General features: G+C 68.2%; 13 protein-coding genes. 5 read left to right on the forward strand and 8 right to left on the reverse strand.

Features of this window, described 5'->3' with window-relative positions; genetic code table 11:
• Window positions 1–6 precede the first annotated feature (6 nt).
• On the forward strand, window positions 7–1,407 hold the full coding sequence (locus ACZ9J7_RS19115) for a glucose-6-phosphate dehydrogenase (protein WP_476211566.1): 1,401 nt from the start codon (window positions 7–9) through the stop codon (window positions 1,405–1,407).
• 94 nt (window positions 1,408–1,501) lie between these two features.
• Here the strand turns inward: ACZ9J7_RS19115 and ACZ9J7_RS19120 are convergent, their stop codons facing one another.
• Entirely contained in the window at window positions 1,502–1,840 is a 339-nt protein-coding gene (locus tag ACZ9J7_RS19120; protein WP_159631736.1) for a P-II family nitrogen regulator, read from the reverse strand.
• Window positions 1,837–3,189 carry an ammonium transporter gene (locus tag ACZ9J7_RS19125; RefSeq protein WP_476211567.1) on the reverse strand — a complete coding sequence of 451 codons (1,353 nt, stop codon included), beginning with the start codon at window positions 3,187–3,189 and terminating at the stop codon, window positions 1,837–1,839. Before ACZ9J7_RS19125 ends, ACZ9J7_RS19120 begins: the two co-directional genes overlap by 4 nt.
• Before the next feature lie 226 nt (window positions 3,190–3,415).
• Between ACZ9J7_RS19125 and ACZ9J7_RS19130 the strand changes: the two genes are divergently transcribed.
• The gene (locus ACZ9J7_RS19130) at window positions 3,416–4,657 is read left to right on the forward strand and encodes an MFS transporter (RefSeq protein WP_476211568.1); all 1,242 of its coding nucleotides are present in this window, start codon (window positions 3,416–3,418) and stop codon (window positions 4,655–4,657) included.
• A gap of 9 nt (window positions 4,658–4,666) precedes the next feature.
• On the opposite strand, the gene ftsY is transcribed toward ACZ9J7_RS19130, so the two are convergent.
• Together ftsY and smc are read right to left on the reverse strand one after the other, a co-directional pair.
• Window positions 4,667–5,872 (reverse strand): signal recognition particle-docking protein FtsY, encoded by a 1,206-nt coding sequence (gene ftsY, locus ACZ9J7_RS19135; RefSeq protein ID WP_476211569.1) that lies wholly within the window; start codon window positions 5,870–5,872, stop codon window positions 4,667–4,669.
• A gap of 62 nt (window positions 5,873–5,934) precedes the next feature.
• Window positions 5,935–9,522, reverse strand: a complete 3,588-nt coding sequence (smc, locus tag ACZ9J7_RS19140; protein WP_476211570.1) for a chromosome segregation protein SMC — start codon at window positions 9,520–9,522, stop codon at window positions 5,935–5,937.
• Window positions 9,523–9,721: 199 nt separating this feature from the next.
• On the opposite strand from smc, the gene ACZ9J7_RS19145 reads away from it, so the two are divergent.
• From ACZ9J7_RS19145 to ACZ9J7_RS19155, 3 genes are read left to right on the forward strand one after another with little or no spacing between them, the layout of a single operon-like run.
• The gene (locus tag ACZ9J7_RS19145; protein WP_476211900.1) at window positions 9,722–10,774 is read left to right on the forward strand and encodes a 3-oxoacyl-ACP synthase III; all 1,053 of its coding nucleotides are present in this window, start codon (window positions 9,722–9,724) and stop codon (window positions 10,772–10,774) included.
• Complete coding sequence (locus tag ACZ9J7_RS19150) at window positions 10,768–13,434, forward strand: alpha/beta fold hydrolase (protein ID WP_476211571.1); 2,667 nt, start codon at window positions 10,768–10,770, stop codon at window positions 13,432–13,434. The genes ACZ9J7_RS19145 and ACZ9J7_RS19150 overlap by 7 nt, the downstream gene beginning before the upstream one ends.
• Window positions 13,431–14,402: an NAD-dependent epimerase/dehydratase family protein gene (locus tag ACZ9J7_RS19155; protein ID WP_476211572.1), complete on the forward strand. Its 972-nt coding sequence runs from the start codon at window positions 13,431–13,433 to the stop codon at window positions 14,400–14,402. Before ACZ9J7_RS19150 ends, ACZ9J7_RS19155 begins: the two co-directional genes overlap by 4 nt.
• Before the next feature lie 33 nt (window positions 14,403–14,435).
• Here the strand turns inward: ACZ9J7_RS19155 and mutM are convergent, their stop codons facing one another.
• From mutM to ACZ9J7_RS19175, 4 genes are read right to left on the reverse strand one after another with little or no spacing between them, the layout of a single operon-like run.
• The gene (mutM, locus tag ACZ9J7_RS19160) at window positions 14,436–15,401 is read right to left on the reverse strand and encodes a bifunctional DNA-formamidopyrimidine glycosylase/DNA-(apurinic or apyrimidinic site) lyase (protein WP_476211573.1); all 966 of its coding nucleotides are present in this window, start codon (window positions 15,399–15,401) and stop codon (window positions 14,436–14,438) included.
• Window positions 15,402–15,407: 6 nt separating this feature from the next.
• On the reverse strand, window positions 15,408–16,136 hold the full coding sequence (gene rnc / locus ACZ9J7_RS19165; RefSeq protein WP_476211574.1) for a ribonuclease III: 729 nt from the start codon (window positions 16,134–16,136) through the stop codon (window positions 15,408–15,410).
• 20 nt (window positions 16,137–16,156) lie between these two features.
• Complete coding sequence (gene rpmF, locus ACZ9J7_RS19170; RefSeq protein WP_009356569.1) at window positions 16,157–16,360, reverse strand: 50S ribosomal protein L32; 204 nt, start codon at window positions 16,358–16,360, stop codon at window positions 16,157–16,159.
• A gap of 36 nt (window positions 16,361–16,396) precedes the next feature.
• Entirely contained in the window at window positions 16,397–16,921 is a 525-nt protein-coding gene (locus tag ACZ9J7_RS19175) for a YceD family protein (protein ID WP_476211901.1), read from the reverse strand.
• Window positions 16,922–16,937: the final 16 nt, after the last annotated feature.

The following is a 16,937-nucleotide window of genomic DNA, read 5'->3' on the forward strand; positions in this document are numbered from 1 at the left end:
GGCCAAATGACGAGCCAAACGACTGTGAAGACCTTGCTCATCCTCGGCGCCTCGGGCGACCTCACCGGCAGGCTCCTCCTCCCTGGCCTGGCCCGCCTTGTTGCGGCCGGCCGTGCGGAAGGCCTGGCCCTGGTGGGTGCCGGCTCGGATTCGTGGACACCGGAACAGTGGCAGGAGCGGGTGGAGGCATCCTTCGCCGCTGCTGCCGGTGCGGCAGGTAATGCAGGGAAGGAGGCCCTGGAGTCGATGCGGAAGGAGACGGCGTACCACCAGGTGGATGTGACGGAGAAGGGTGCCCTTGCCGCCCTGCTCGCCGGGTTGCAGGGGCCGGTGGCGGTCTACTTCGCCCTTCCGCCCCGGATCAGCCAGCTGGCCTGCGAGACACTCCAGCCCCGGGAGGTTCCCGAAGGCACGCGGCTGGTCATGGAGAAGCCGTTCGGTTCCAGCGAGGAGTCGGCACGTTCCCTGAACCGGACCCTGGCCCGCCTGGTACCGGAGGACCACATCCACCGGGTGGACCATTTCCTGGGCAAAGCCACGGTCCTGAACATCCTGGGCCTGCGGTTCGCCAACAACTTCCTGGAACCTGTGTGGAACCGGCAGCACGTGGAAAAGGTGGAGATTTTCTTCGACGAAGACCTGGCCCTGGAAGGCCGGGCGCGCTACTACGACGGTGCCGGCGCCCTCCGCGACATGATCCAGAGCCACCTCCTGCAGGTCATGGCCATCATGGCGATCGAACCTCCGGCCACCATCGGCGAGCGCGATCTGCGCGATGCGGTTTCCGCCGTCCTCCGCGCCAGCAGCGTCAAGGATCCCGTCACTGACTCCCGGCGGGCCCGCTACACGGCTGGTTCGGTGGCCGGGAAGCAGGTGCCCGATTACGCCGGGGAGGACGGGGTGGATGCCGCGCGGAGAACTGAAACGCTGGCCGAGATCCAGGTGGGAATCGACAACTGGCGCTGGCGGGGCGTCCCCTTCATCCTGCGCTCCGGCAAGGCCCTGGGCGACAAACGGAAGGAAGCGGTGGTCACTTTCCTCCCGGTGCCCCACCTCCCGCAGGGCTTTACCGGTGTGGACTCCCCCAACCAGCTGCGGATCGGATTTGGCCCGGACACGCTGGAGTTCGACGTCGACGTCAACGGCCCAGGAAACATCTTCAGCCTCGGGCGGGTCACCCTGGAAGCGGAACTGAGCGCGTCCGACCTCCTGCCCTACGGTGAAGTGCTGGAGGGTGTCCTGGCCGGTGACCCGCTGCTGTCGGTCCGGAGCGACACTGCCGAGGACTGCTGGCGGATTGTTGAGCCGGTGCTGAGGGCGTGGGAACAAAACAACGTCCCGTTGGAGGAGTACGACGCCGGGTCGGCCGGCCCGGCGTCCTGGCCCACCAACCGGCAAAAGGGCTGAGTCCCAACGAAGGCAGGACGGGTGGGAACCTTTCGGTTCCCACCCGTCCTGCATCAGTCTTCAGTTGTACCCGCGGGAACCGTGGTGTGCTGCCTTAGATGGCAGCCACTCCGCGTTCCCCGGTCCGGACCCGCACTGCCTCGTGGACGTCCATGGTCCAGACCTTGCCGTCCCCGGCACGGCCGGTGTTCGAACTGGCAATGATCACGTCCAGGATGTCATCGGCCTGCTCGTCGGTGGCCAGGACTTCCACCCGGATCTTGGGCAGAAGGTCCACGTTGTATTCCGCTCCGCGGTAGACCTCGGTGTAGCCGCGCTGCCGGCCGTACCCACTAGCTGCGCTGACGGTCAGGCCCTGGACCCCATAGGCTTCCAGCCCTTCCCGGATGGCTTCGAGCTTTTCCGGCCTGACGATTGCAGTAATTAGTTTCATGCCCCCACGCTTTCCTTACCTGTTGCCGGCTGTGCCTTTTGCGCACCCGGTGCTGCCTGGACCGTCTCGCCCTGGCCCTTGCCGGTGATCATGTCGTGCAGCGGCTGGAAGCTTCCACCGTGGCCGCTGAGGCCGAACTCGTAGGCGGTTTCGGCGTGCAGGCTGAGGTCCACACCCACCGTTTCCTGTTCCTGCGAAACCCGGAAGCCCATGGTCTTGTGGATGGCCAGCGCAATGATCGACGTCAGGACCGCCGAGTAGGCAATGGCGATGCCGGCTGCCGCGAGCTGCGCCCACAGCTGGGTGAGTCCGCCGCCGTAGAAGAGGCCGCCGCCGACACCGTCGGTGGGCAGTGCGATGAAGCCCAGGGACACGGTGCCGATGATGCCGGAGACAAGGTGGACGCCGACGACGTCCAGCGAGTCATCGAAGCCCCAGCGGAACTTCAGGCCGACGGCAAGGGCGGAAGCCACACCGGCGACCACGCCGAGGCCGAGGGCACCGACGGGGCTGACGTTGGCGCAGGCGGGGGTGATGGCCACGAGGCCTGCCACGACGCCGGAAGCGGCACCGAGGGAGGTGGGGTGTCCGTCGCGGATGCGCTCGGTCACCAGCCAGCCGAGCATGGCTGCTGCCGGGGCTGCGAGGGTGTTGATCCAGATCAGGCCGCCCTGTTCGGCGGTGGTTGCCGCACCGCCGTTGAAACCGAACCAGCCGAACCACAGGATGGCCGCGCCGAGCATGACGAACGGGATGTTGTGCGGGCGGTGGTTGGGGTCCTTGCCGAAGCCCCTGCGGTTGCCGATGATCAGGACCAGGATCAGTGCCGCCACACCTGCGTTGATGTGGACCACGGTGCCGCCGGCGAAGTCGATGGCGGGCCCCAGGGCCTTGCCGATCGCGCCTTCGGGACCAAACAGGCCGCCGCCCCACACCATGTAGGCAAGGGGGCAGTACACCAGCGTGACCCACACGGGAACGAAGACCGACCAGGCGCCGAACTTGGCGCGGTCGGCGATGGCGCCGCTGATCAGTGCCACGGTGATGATGGCGAAGGTGGCCGCGTAGCCGACCTTGATCAGGCCGTCAGGGGTGTTGATTCCCTCAAGGCCGAACGTGGCGAACGGGTTGCCCACGATTTCCATGAACCCTTCCCCGGAGCTCATGGAGGCGCCCCAGAGCACCCAGACGACGCCCACCATGCCGATGGAGATGAAGCTCATCATCATCATGTTCAGGGCTGCCTTGGCGCGGGTCATGCCGCCGTAGAAAAATGCCAGACCGGGTGTCATGAACAGCACCAGGGCTGCCGCTACCATGACCCAAACGTGACCTGCGGTAAGTTCCATGGTGCACGTCCTCTCTCATCGAATCTTGCGGAGTACTCCGCCTGCCAACGCCTTTTTGCGTCCTGTAATGAGTTTGTGGGCGGCGTGTTTCGACCGCGGAGGATTTAGATTGCCGGCCTGTTACATCAACCTCTAGGAAGTAAATGGTGCATATCCGCCTTGTTACGGTTATGTTTCCGCACCCGCAGAGCCACCCGGTTCCCGTTCAAGCTAGGACTCCCGCACCATGACGGCACCATCCCGCGCAAGCGGCGCCACTTCGAGGTTTTTGGCCCGGCTGCGGCCGCAGCGGGAGAAACTCCCCCGCGACATCAAGGTGATGCTGGCTGCGGCGTTCCTTATCGCGCTCGGCTTCGGTCTTGTTGCGCCCGTATTGCCGCAGTTCGCAACAACCTTCGGGGTGGGGAACACCGAAGCCGCGGTCATTGTGGCGATCTTCGCCTTCATGCGGCTGGCCTTCGCTCCTGCCGGCGGTGCCCTGATCGGCAAACGCGGTGAACGGCCCATCTATGTTGCCGGGCTGCTGATCGTGGCGCTGTCCACCGCGGCGTGCGCCTTTGCCCAGGACTACTGGCAGTTGCTGCTGTTCCGCGGGCTCGGCGGGGCCGGATCCGTGATGTTCACCGTGGCATCAATGGCCCTGGTGGTCCGGCTGGCGCCGCCCCAGAGCCGGGGCAGGGTGTCCGGAGCCTACGCCTCGGCCTTCCTGATCGGCAACGTGTGCGGCCCGATCGTGGGCGGGCTGCTGGCGGGGCTGGGCCTGCGGGTTCCGTTCCTTGCCTACGCCGCCGCGCTGCTGGTGGCCGCATTCGTGGTCCAGACCCAGTTGAGCCACCAGCGCCGGGGAGGCGGCGAACCACAACACCGTGCTCCTGACATGCGGTTTGGCGAGGCCCTGGCTGCCGGAACCTACCGGTCCGCCCTTATCTCCAGCTTCGCGAACGGCTGGGCCACGTTCGGCGTGCGGATGGCAACGGTGCCGTTGTTCGCCGCCGCCGCCTTCGGGGCGGGTCCTCAGGCCGCCGGCCTGGCACTGGCGGTGTTTGCTGCCGGCAACGCCGCCGCCCTGGTGTTCTCCGGACGGCTGGCGGACTCGGTGGGACGCAAGCCGATGATGATCTCCGGCCTCCTGGTGGCAGCCCTGTCCACGGCAGCCATCGGCATCACCTCGGACCTGCCTTGGTTCCTGGCGGCGTCGACGCTCGCCGGCGTCGGGTCAGGACTTTTCGGTCCCGCCCAGCAGGCCGCCGTCGCCGACGTCATCGGCAACGCGCGCTCCGGCGGCAAGGTGCTGGCCGTATACCAGATGACGTCCGACGTCGGGGCAATTGTGGGTCCGCTGGTGGCGGGCATGCTCGCGGACGGGCTGGGCTTCGGCTGGGCTTTCGGCGTGACCGGGGGGATCATGCTCCTGGCTGCAGCCGGCTGGCTGCCCACCCGCGAGACGCTGCGCGCGGCCGGGTCCTAAGCGCCCCTGTCAGTTCAGCAGCGCGTCGACGAAGCCTTCGGTGTCGAACGGGGCAAGGTCGTCGGCACCTTCGCCAAGCCCGATGAGCTTGACGGGAACGCCCAGGGTCTTCTGGATGGCGACGACGATGCCGCCCTTGGCGGTTCCGTCCAGCTTGGTCAGGACGATGCCGGTGATGTTGACCACCTCCGAGAAGACCCGCGCCTGGTTCAGCCCGTTCTGGCCCGTGGTGGCATCGAGCACCAGCAGGACCTCATCCACCTCGGCGAGCTTTTCAACGACGCGCTTGACCTTGCCAAGTTCGTCCATCAGGCCCACCTTGTTCTGCAGGCGGCCGGCGGTGTCGATCATGACCACGTCGACTTCCTGCTCGATGCCGGCCTTGACTGCTTCGTAGGCAACCGAGGCGGGGTCCGCGCCGTCAATGTCGGACTTCACGGTGGGCACACCCACGCGCTGGCCCCAGGTGGCCAGCTGCTCAGCGGCGGCGGCCCGGAAGGTGTCGGCGGCGCCGAGCAGGACGTCCTTGTCCTCGGCGACCAGCACGCGGGCCAGCTTGCCCACGGTGGTGGTTTTGCCCACGCCGTTCACGCCCACCACCATCATCACGGCGGGCTTGTCCGCATGCCGCTGGACGTTGAGGCTGCGGTCCATGGTGGGGTCCACCAGCTTGATGAGTTCTTCCCGGAGCATGGTCTTGACGTGTTCCGGAGTACGGGTGCCCAGGACCTTGACGCGCTCCCGCAGGGCATCCACCAACTGCATGGTGGGTTCGGTTCCCAGGTCCGCGAGCAGGAGGGTCTCCTCCACTTCATCCCAGACGCTCTCGTCGATCCGGTCGCTGGACAGCAGCGCCAGCAGGCCCTTGCCCATGACGTTGTTGGAGCGGGCCAGCCGCTCCCGCAGGCGGGCCAGGCGGCCGGCGACGGGCAGCGGGGTTTCGACGGGAATGGTTTCCAGCCCGGCCGCATTGTCCGGAACGGTGGTGGTGTCCAGCCCTTCAAGGTCCGTGCCCTCCGGCGCCGTCGCCCCGATTGTTCCGTCGCGGTCCGCCACCGCAGTGCTTCCACCGGAGCGGATTTCGGGGTCGTTGGCATCCCTGGTGCCCGGGTAGCGGGTGATGTTCCTCCGGGTCTTGAGCAGGACCGGAATCAGGCCGCCGATGACCACCAGCGCAGCAAGGATGGACAGGACAATGGGAAGGATGTCATTCACTCCCCTAGCTTCTCACAAACGCCCTGCCCGGTTCCGGCCCCTTCCACGCCCCTGACCTGCCTCTATACCTCGGCCCCGAGCCGCTGGCTGATGACGGTGGAGACGCCGTCGCCCCTCATGGTGACGCCGTACAGCGCGTCCGCCACTTCCATGGTCCGCTTCTGGTGCGTGATGACGATGAGCTGGCTGGATTCCCGGAGTTCTTCGAAGATGGTGATGAGCCGGCCCAGGTTGGTGTCATCCAGTGCCGCCTCCACCTCGTCCATGACGTAGAACGGCGAAGGACGGGCCTTGAAGATGGCCACCAGCAGCGCCACCGCAGTCAGGGAACGTTCGCCGCCGGAGAGCAGGGACAGGCGCTTGATCTTCTTGCCCGCAGGCCGGGCCTCCACCTCGATGCCGGTGGTGAGCATGTCGGCGGGGTCGGTCAGCACCAGGCGGCCTTCGCCGCCCGGGAAGAGCCGCTCGAAAACCCTGATGAACTGGGCCTGTGTATCTTCGAATGCTTCGGTGAAAACCCGCTGGACCCTGTCGTCCACTTCCTTGATGATGTCCAGCAGGTCGCGCCGGCTTGCCTTCAGGTCCTCGAGCTGGGTGCTCAGGAACTGGTGACGCTCCTCAAGTGCCGCGAATTCCTCAAGCGCGAGGGGGTTGACCTTGCCCAGGCTTGCCAGGTCCCGCTCAGCCTTCCGCAGCCGCTTCTCCTGCTCCTGCCGGACATACGGCTTGCCTTCCCTGATTTCCTCCCCGTCAGCATCAACCGGGGCCCGCAGGGCTGCCCACTTGTCTTTGGATTCCTCCGCCGGAACGGGCACCGGCACCTGCGGCCCGAACTCGTTGACGAGCGCTTCGGGGGTGATGCCGAGCTCGTCCACGGAGCGGGTTTCCACCGCCTCGATCCGGGCACGCTGCTGCGTCCGGGCAAGTTCGTCCCGATGGACGGTGTCGGTGAGCTGGGCCAGTTCACGGGCCAGGGCCTCGTTCGCTTCCCGGATGTCCCGCAGGCCGCGGTCGCGCAGCTCGCGGTTCTCCTCGGCCAGGTCCCGTTCGTGCCGGGCCAGGTCGACGGAGACGTCCACGTACGCGAGTGCCCGTTCCACGCCGGCGGATACGGCCGCTGCGCGCCGGGCCTGGAGGCGGCGGCGCCGGGCGCGCTCGGCCGCTTCCTCGCGGGCGCGGCGTTCGGTGGCTGCGGCGCGTTCCAGGGACGCCACGCGGCCGCGGGTGGCCACCAGCTGTTCTTCGGCGCTGCGCAGGGACAACCGCGCCTCCACTTCGGCTGCGCGGGCGGCGGAGGCGGCGCGGGCCAAGGCGTCGCGCTGCTCCGTGGAGGGTTCTTCTTCCACCGGCGCTTCCTGCGCCGCGGCCAAGCGGGCAGCGACGGCGGCGAGCGACTCTTCCTCCGCCGCGACGTTGGCTTCGGCCCTGGACAGGGATGCCGCCAACCGTTCACTCTCGCCAACGGCACTGCGCAGAACAGAGTTCAAGTGGCCCAGCCGTTCGGCCACGGCGGCGAGGCGGGCGTCGGATTCGTGCAGCTTGTCCAGGGCAGCGTCGGCTTCCTCCTGCGCCCCCTTGCGCCGGGCCTCTGCGGCGGCCAGGGCGAACCTGTTCCGTTCAAGGTCCGCGGTGACCGCCGCCAGTCCGCGGCCGGCGTCGTCCACTGCCGCCTGGACCTCAAGGAGGGACGGCGCCTTGGCAGACCCGCCCGTGGCGGAGACTGCCGTGAAGACGTCCCCCTCCCGGGTGACGGCCGTCAGCGCCGGAGAAGAAGCAACCAGGGCAGCCGCGGCGTCAATGCCGGTGACGACGGCGGTCCGGAACAGCAGGTGCCGGACCAGGGCAACGTGCTCCGCAGGTCCGTCTACGAGGTCAGCGGCCCACCGCGCCCCGTCGGGCAGGGCCAGGTCCCCGGCGCCATCCCCCTGGAGTGCCGCAGCCGTGGCAAGGAGCAGGGACGCCCGCCCGGCGTCGTCGTCCTTGAGCCGCTTCAGCACGGCTCCTGCCGCTTCCCTGTCCCGGACGAGCACTGCCTCGGACGCTTCCCCCAGGGCAGCGGCGATGGCCGGCTCGAACCCGGCCTGGACCGTGATCGCGGCGGCGAGGCTTTCCTGGACTCCGGGAAGCCCGGACTCCAGCACGTGCCTGGCGCCGTCCTTGCGGTTAAGGCCCAGCTTCAGGGCGTCGAGGCGCGCGGCGAGGGCGTCCCGCTTGCGCACGCCCTCGTTGACGGCGGCTTTGAGGTCTGCGATCTCCTGGAGGACGGTGTCCAGGACATCGCTGGCGGCCTCATAATCGGCGTCGAGGGATTCTTCCCCCTGCTCCACGCCGGCCACCTGGTTCTCCAGCGCCGTGAACTCCGCCTGGGCGCTGGCGCGGCGTTCCGTTCCGGCCGCGAGGGACTCGCGCAGGCGTCCCAGTTCCGCCTGGGCGGACTCCACCCGGGACCTGGCGGCGGCAACCTGCCCGGCCAGCCGCGCCAGGCCTTCCCGCCGGTCGGCTGCGGCGCGGAGCTCGGCGGTGAGCCGCTGGTCTTCTGCCTGCGCGGCCCGCTCCGCCTCCGCCTTCGCGGCACTGGCCGCGTCAAGGGCGCTCCGCCTGCCCTGGATGTCCTGTTCGAGTTCGGCCAGCTCCTGCCGGACCCTTGCCGCCTGGCGCTCCAGCTGTTCCGGGTCCCGGCCGGAAGTCGGCGGAGCCTCGTCGGAACCCAGCAGGCGGCTCCGTTCGGCGGCCAACGAGCCCAGCGACCGCAGCCGTTCCCGCGCGGTGGAGAGCCGGTACCAGGTGTCCCGGGCGGCATTGAGCCGGGGCGTGGCCTCGGCTGCCAGCTGCTCCAGCGCCGCCTGCTGCCTGCGCCCCGCGTCGAGTTCCTGTTCGACGGCGGTCCGGCGCGCCTTGAGTTGGGCTTCGTCCGCCACGTCCTGATCGAGTGCCTGCTGCAGCTGGACCAGGTCATCGGCGAGCAGGCGGGCGCGGGCATCCCGGACGTCGAACTGGACCCGCTGGGCGCGGCGGGCTACCTCGGCCTGTTTCCCCAGGGGGGTGAGCTGCCGGCGGATTTCGCCGGTCAGGTCGGTCAGGCGCTGCAGGTTGGCCTGCATGGCCTCCAGCTTCCGGACGGTGCGTTCCTTGCGCCGGCGGTGCTTGAGGATCCCGGCCGCCTCCTCAATGAAGCCGCGGCGGTCCTCGGGAGTGGCGTGCAGGACGCGGTCCAGCTGGCCCTGGCCCACAATGACGTGCATTTCCCGGCCCAGCCCGGAGTCCGAAAGCAGTTCCTGGATGTCCAGCAGCCGGCAACCGGCGCCGTTGATGGCGTATTCGGACCCGCCCGTCCGGAACAGTGTCCGGGAAATGGTCACTTCGCTGTACTCGATGGGGAGTGCGCCATCAGTGTTGTCGATGGTCAGTGAAACGTGGGCACGCCCCAGCGGCGGCCGCCCGGAGGTCCCGGCGAAGATGACGTCCTCCATCTTGCCGCCGCGCAGCGTCTTGGCCCCTTGTTCGCCCATGACCCAGGCCAGGGCGTCCACCACGTTGGACTTGCCGGATCCATTGGGACCCACGACGGCGGTGACGCCGGGTTCGAAGTCGAAGGTGGTGGCAGACGCAAACGACTTGAACCCCCGGACGGTGAGGCTTTTGAGGTGCAAGGCTTTTCTGGTCTCCTGGAGCGGGTAGGGCACTTTGCTGGATCCGGCTCACTACAATCTACTGCGCAGGACAGACAATTCCCCGCAGCAGCACCGGGGACCCGGCGCAGGCGCGACGGGTGGATATGCATGATCCGGCGGTGCAAAGGCATAGTTAAGCTCTTGAGCCTGCATGGATGTGGGTACAGTCACCGCAGGAATGCGGGACGAAAACGAAGAGGGGCTTGAATTGGCAGGTAATGCAACCTTCCGCCACAGCAACACCGCGCTGCTTTCGGTCAGCAGCGTCGAAGCGCCCAGGATTGTGAGCTCCACGGACTTTGACCGCCGGCTGGCATCGACCCTGCAGCGCCTGAAGTTTCCGCCGCGGCTCCTGGAGCGGGTGGCGGGAATCACGCACCGGCGCTGGTGGGCTGCCGGAACATCGTTCGACGATGCTGCCGTGGAAGCCGGCGCCAAAGCCCTGGCCGAGGCCGGCATCGCAGCGTCCGACGTAGGCCTGCTGATTAACACGTCGGTGACACGGCGCAACCTGGAGCCCTCCGTGGCGGTGAAGATCCACCACAGCCTCAGCCTGCCGTCGTCGGCCATGAACTTTGACCTTGCCAACGCCTGCCTGGGATTCGTCAATGCCCTGACCCTGGCAGCCAACATGATCGACTCCGGCCAGATCAAATACGCCGTCATCGTCAACGGCGAGGACGCCCAGCTGACGCAGGAGGCAACCCTGGCACGACTGCAGCGGCCCGAAACCACGCGGGATGACTTCAACCGGGAGTTCGCGACGCTGACCCTGGGGTCAGGCGCTGCCGCAGCCGTCCTGGGCCCCGCGGACCAGCACCCCGGCGCGCACCGTGTGGTGGGCGGGGTGATGCGTGCCGGTACCGAGCACCACGAACTGTGCGTGGGCGGCATCGACGGCATGCACACCGACACCAAGGGCCTGCTCGACGGCGGCCTCCAGCTGGTGGTTGACGCATGGCAGGAAGCGCAGCCGGAATGGGACTGGGCGGCCATGGACCGCTACGTCACCCACCAGGTCAGCAACGCCTACACCCACGCCATCATCGATGCCATCGACCTGGACCCGGACAAGGTGCCCATCACGTTCCCGCACTGGGGCAACGTTGGACCGGCGTCGCTTCCCATGACGCTTGCCGCCGAAGCGCAGTCGCTCGGAACCGGCGACCGGGTGTTGTGCATGGGCGTCGGCTCCGGCCTGAACACCGCAATGCTGGAAATCGTTTGGTGATCGCGGCCTGGCCGGGCGTCAACGCCGAGTGGTCCCGCGAGATCGATGTCCCCTCCACGTCAAGCATTGATGCACCCGGCACGGTGCGGCGCTGGCACCTGCTGGACAACGGGGCTGAACTGTCCCGCCGCGGCCTGGCTCCGCTGGGGACGCTGCTGTGCGTGCACGGCAACCCCACCTGGTCCTATCTGTGGCGGAGCCTGCTGGCTGCCGGGTCCGACCCCGCGCATCCGTGGCGCGTGGTGGCCGTGGACCAGCTGGACATGGGCTTTTCGGAGCGGACGGGTACCTTCCGGCGCCTGGCGGACCGCATCAACGACCTGGGCGACCTGACCGAAGCCCTGTCCCTGGCAGGCCCGGTGGTCACCGTGGGCCACGACTGGGGCGGGGCGGCCAGCCTCGGCTGGGCGCTTGCCCATACCGACCAGTTGGCGGGCGTCGTCCTGACCAACACCGCCGTGCACCAGCCCGCGGGCTCACCCATCCCGCCGGCGCTGCGCCTTGCCCTGCACCCGGCAGTGCACCGGTGGGGAACCACCACCTCCGACGCTTTCCTGCGGGTGACCCATTCGCTGGCACACCCGCCGCTGCCCGCCGACGTGCGGGATGCCTTCATGGCCCCCTACCGGGGGCCCGCGCGCCGCGCAGGGGTCGGCAACTTCGTCGCTGACATACCCGTCGACGGGTCGCACCCGAGCTTCGCTGCCCTCACCGGCGTGGCGGAAGGCCTGCGCGGCCTTGACGTGCCGGCCCTGATGCTGTGGGGCCCGCGGGATCCGATCTTCTCCGACCGCTACCTGAAGGATCTGCTCACCCGCCTTCCGCACGCCGACGTGCACCGGTATGAGGGTGCGGGACACCTGGTGGCAGAGGACCGGGACATCGCCACCCCCGTCTTCGACTGGCTGGCCGGCCGCCTCGCGCAGGGCGGGGACAGCGCCGCTGCTGTTGACTCCCCGGCTGCCGGTGATGGCTTCACGCCCCTGTGGGGGCTCCTTGGGGAACACGCCGCCGGACCAGCCGCCGGGGCGAGGGCCGTCGTCGAAATGGCTCCGGACGGCACGGAGGCACGTTCGCTCACCTGGCGGCAGCTTGAGGAAAGCGTGGGGCGCCTCGCCGCCGGGCTGCAGGGGGTGGGTGTCGGGCCGGGCACCCGGGTAAGCCTGATGGTTCCGCCCGGCGTGGACCTGACCGTTGCCCTGTATGCCTGCCTTCGGCTGGGCGCCGTGGTGGTAGTGGCTGACGCCGGCCTGGGTACCAGGGGGCTGAGCCGGGCGGTGAAGGGAGCGACGCCTGATGTCCTGATCGGGATCGACAAGGCCCTGGCCGCTGCGCGTGCACTGGGATGGGCGGCCAGGCGTATCAGCGTACGGGACCTGCCGGCCGTACAGCGGCGGGTGCTCGGCGTGGAGACCTCGCTGGCCGCCCTGGCCAGGACAAGCGCGGGGCAAGCCGGCGCCGGCGCCGCTCCTGCCTTCAGCCCGGCGATGGACTCCCCCGCAGCCGTGCTTTTCACGTCCGGATCCACCGGGCCCGCCAAGGGCGTCCAGTACACCCACGGGCAGCTTGCCGCCATGCGGGACACCGTAGCCGGAACTTTCGGCATCGAGCCCGGTGACAGGCTCGTGGCCGGCTTCGCACCGTTCGCGCTGCTGGGACCCGCGCTGGGAACCGTGTCCGTGACGCCGGCCATGGATGTCACCGCGCCACGCACCCTGACCGCGCATGCGCTCGCTGCTGCGGCAGCGGCCATCGACGCCACGGTGGTCTTCGCCTCTCCCGCCGCCCTGCGCAATGTCGTCGCAACGCAGGCAGGGCTCACCCCGGAGGGCGCGGCCGCGCTCAAGCGGGTCGACCTGCTGCTCTCCGCCGGCGCTCCGGTTCCCGGACCGCTCCTTGACGAGGTGCAGCACCTGCTGCCTGCCGCCTCGCTGCATACCCCCTACGGCATGACCGAGGCCCTTCCCGTCACCGACATCAGCCTTGAACAGATCAAGGCCGCCACGGCCGACGCGGGCTCCGGGACGACGCCGGGGGCAGGCAACGGCGTCTGCGTGGGGCGCCCGGTCCAGGGCGCCCGCGTAGCCGTAATCCCACTGGCGGGGGACGGTACCGTCCCGGGACCAGACCCGGTCACGGAAGCGGGTGTCACCGGGGAAATCCTGGTCAGCGCGCCGCACGTCAAGGGCGGCTATGACCGGCTTTGGCTGACTGACCGGGCGAGTGCGGGGCCGGCCGGCTGGCACCGCACCGGCGATGTGGGCCATTTCGACGCCGACGGCCGCCTTTGGGTGGAGGGCCGCCTGGCGCACATCATCACGGCGCCCGGCGCGGTGGTCACGCCGGTAGGGGCCGAGCAGGCCATCGAAAACCTGGACTGCGTCAGCATGGCAGCCGTGGTCGGGGTGGGTCCGGCCGGCACGCAGGCCATCGCCGCCGTCGTCGAAACCTCGCCGCCGGCCCGTAAAGCGGGCCCGGCCGCCCCTGGACTGGCAGCGCAGGTACGCGGCGCGGCCCTTGCCGCAGGCGTTTCCGTGGCTGCAGTCCTGGTTGTCCCTGCACAGCCCACCGACATCCGCCACAACGCGAAGATCGACAGGTCGCGGTTGTCCCGCTGGGCTTCAACCGTCCTGGCCGGCGGCCGCCCGGGGAAGCCATGAAAGTCCTGGTCACGGGCGCGAGCGGCCTGCTGGGGCGCGAGGTGGCAGGCCTGCTGGTACGCAGGGGCCACGAAGTCACCACCTTCCAGCGGCGTCCTTCGGGGGTCGACGGCGCGGCGGACCGGTGCGGTTCCCTCACCGATGATGCAGCCGTCACGGCCGCAGTCCGGGGCGCGGACGCCGTCATCCACCTTGCCGCCAAAGTCTCCTTCACCGGCCGCGCCGACGAGTTTGACCAGGTGAACGTAGGGGGGACACGGCGCCTGCTCCTGGCAGCCCGCGAAGCCGGGGTCGGGGACGTGGTCTTCGTTTCTTCGCCTTCGGTGGCCAATTCGGGCGCCGCCATCGCAGGTCTTGGCGCGGAGCCGGCCGACCCGGTGCATGCCCACGGCGACTATTCGCGGACCAAGGCGCAGGCTGAACTGCTGGCCCTGGCCGCCGACGCACCGGACTTCCGGGTTGCCGCGGTGCGGCCTCACGTCGTCTGGGGGCCGGGCGACACCCAACTGGTGGAACGGGTCCTGGCCCGGGCTGCCCGGAAGCGGTTGCCGCTGCTGGATGCGGGTGCCGCGCTGATCGATACCACGTACGTGGACAACGCGGCGGCAGCAATCGTTGCCGCGCTGGACCGCATCAGCCACATCCACGGGAGGGCCCTGGTCGTCACCAACGGCGAGCCCCGGCCGGTGGGCGAACTCATTGCCGGGATCTGCGCCGCCGGCGACGTACCTGCGCCGTCATGGTCAGTGCCAGGGAAGTTTGCCCGGATCGCGGGAACAGCGGTGGAAAGGGCGTGGCTCCGGTTGGGTAAGCAGGACGAGCCCCCGATGACCAGGTTCCTTGCCGAACAGCTGTCCACCGCCCACTGGTTCGACCAGCGGGAGACCCAAAAACTCCTTGGCTGGACGCCGGCTGTCTCGATTGACGAGGGCCTGGCACGGTTGGCAGAGTACTACGGTTCCCGCTGACCTGCCGGCCAAGACTGGTGTTCTGCGCGAATGCTACCAGCGGCCGTTGCGGGGCCGCGGCTGGCACACGGGGCAGGTATGGGACGAACGGTTCATGAACTGGTCCCGGCGGATGGTGGAACTGATGCCCGCTGCGGCGCACCGCCTGCAAGGCTCACCCTGGCGTCCGTAGGCGTTCAGGGACCGGTCAAAGTAGCCTGACGCGCCGTTGACGTTGACGTAGAGGGAGTCGAAACTGGTTCCGCCGGCGGCCAGGGCATCGAGCATGACTTCGCGGGCACTCTCCAGGACGCGTTGGGCCTCGCTCCTGCGAAGGGTGTCGGTGGCCCGGGCGAAATGCAGGCGGGCCCGCCAGAGGGCTTCGTCGGCGTAGATGTTGCCGATGCCCGACACCAGGCCCTGGTCCAGCAACGCCCGTTTCAGGCCCGTCCTGCGCTTGCGGAGGCGCTGGTAGAAGAGGTCGAACGAAAAGGCGGGGTCCAGGGGGTCCCGCGCAATATGGGCGGCTTCCGCGGCGATGAGCGGAAGGGGTGATTCGGCGAGGCCGCCGGGTCCGCCGTCGTCGGTGGGGACCAAAGCGGTGACGAAGAGGCCCCCGAAGATCCGCTGGTCGACGAACCGCAGCTGGGCCGGCATCCCGTCCCGGGGACTGAGGCGAAGCCTGACCTTGAGGTGCTTTTCGTCAGGGACGTCCGGGTCCTGCATCAGGAGCTGGCCGCTCATCCCCAGGTGTGCCATGAGTGCCACTTCCGGCGCCGGCGCCGTTTCCGGGTTGCCCGGTTCAGCCGCGGTGTCGCTCAGCGGCATCCACAGGAATTTGCCGCGGCGCACGACGTCAGTGACGGTTGCGCCCTCGAGGTTGCCGATGAAGTCCCCGGCGCCCAGGGCATGGCGGCGGATGGAGCGGGGATCGAGGACATCGACAGCGCTGATGGTCCTGCCGCGGACCCAGTTCACCAGGCCGCGGCGCACCACTTCGACTTCGGGCAGTTCAGGCACGGAACGCTACTTGGCGGTGACGGAACCAGCGGAAGTGCCGGCAGCATTCCGGGTTTCGGCGCCGGAAAGCACCCGCCAGGCGTCCGCGGCCGCTTCCTGCTCCGCTTCCTTCTTGGAATGCCCGGAACCCTTGCCGTAGGCGTTTCCGCCGATGTTCAGGACAGCGGTGAAAGTGCGGGCGTGGTCCGGTCCGGTCCCGTCCACTGCGTAGTGGATGCTGCCAAGCTGCCGGCTGGCCGCGAGCTCCTGGATGCTGGTCTTCCAGTCGGTGCCGGCACCCAGGACAGCGGCGTCCTTCAGCAGCGGACCGATCAGCCGCATGACGAGTTGGCGCGCGGTCTCGATGTCGTTGGAGACGTAGGTGGCCCCGATCAGGGCCTCCATGGTGTCCGCGAGGATGGACGCCTTGTTTTTCCCATGGGTGAGCTTCTCGCCCTGCCCCAGGTAGATGTACTCGCCGATGCCCAGGGTGCGGCCGATGCCGGCCAAGGCGCGGGTGCTGACGACGGCGGACCGGCGCTTGGCGAGTTCGCCTTCGGGCAGGTCCGGGTTGTCCCGGTACAGGGCATCGGTCACGGAGAACCCCAGGATGGAGTCGCCCAGGAATTCGAGCCGCTCGTTGGTGGGGATGCCGCCGTTCTCGTAAGCGTACGAGCGGTGGGTAAGCGCAAGACGAAGCGTCCCGGCGTCAATAGTGACACCGAGACGCTTCAGAAGCTCTTCAGTTGAAGACATCAGTCAGCCTGTTGGGCCGATTAGACGTCAGCGACCTTGCGGCCCTTGTACTCAAGGAACAGCGCGGTGCCAGCAGAGTCGGTAACGACCTTTGCCTGGTGCGGCAGGCTGTAGGTGACCTGACCGTTCTCAACGGTCTTCACCAGGTGGGGGGCGGTCGCCTTCCACTGCGAGCGGCGGGCGCGGGTATTCGAGCGAGACATTTTCCGCTTGGGAACAGCCACGGCTAACTCATTTCTCTCTAGACAAACACGTACAAATCAATTTTGCCGGTCAGGCTTAGCCATATCAGCTAGGGCAGCCCAGCGAGGATCCAGGACCTCGTGGTGGTGCCCCGGCTCGTCTTCCAGGCGAACTCCGCATTCGGAGCAAAGGCCCTGGCAGTCTTCCCGGCACACCGGCTGGAACGGCAGATTGGTGACAACCGCGTCCCGCAACACCGGTTCAAGATCGATTACATCGTGCTCGACTCGACGTTGCTCTTCATCTTCTTCTCCGTCCGAGAGCTCAGTGCCCTCATAGAAGAAAAGTTCTTGCACATTGACCTCAAGGTCATACGCAAGGGGATCCAGGCATCGGCCGCACTCGCCGGTTACTTCGGCGAGGACGGTTCCAGATACCAGAATTCCTTCGTGTACGGCCTCCAGCCTCAGGTCGAGCTCGACATCCGAGCCTTCCTGAACACCAATGAGCGCCACACCAAGATCACCCGGTGCGGGTACATGTTCCTTCAGTGTCCGCATGCTTCCCGGGCTGCGCCCGAGGTCCTTGACGTCGAACGCCAGGGGCGAACCAGCATCT

Source organism: Pseudarthrobacter sp. TE9888 (assembly GCF_056279345.1).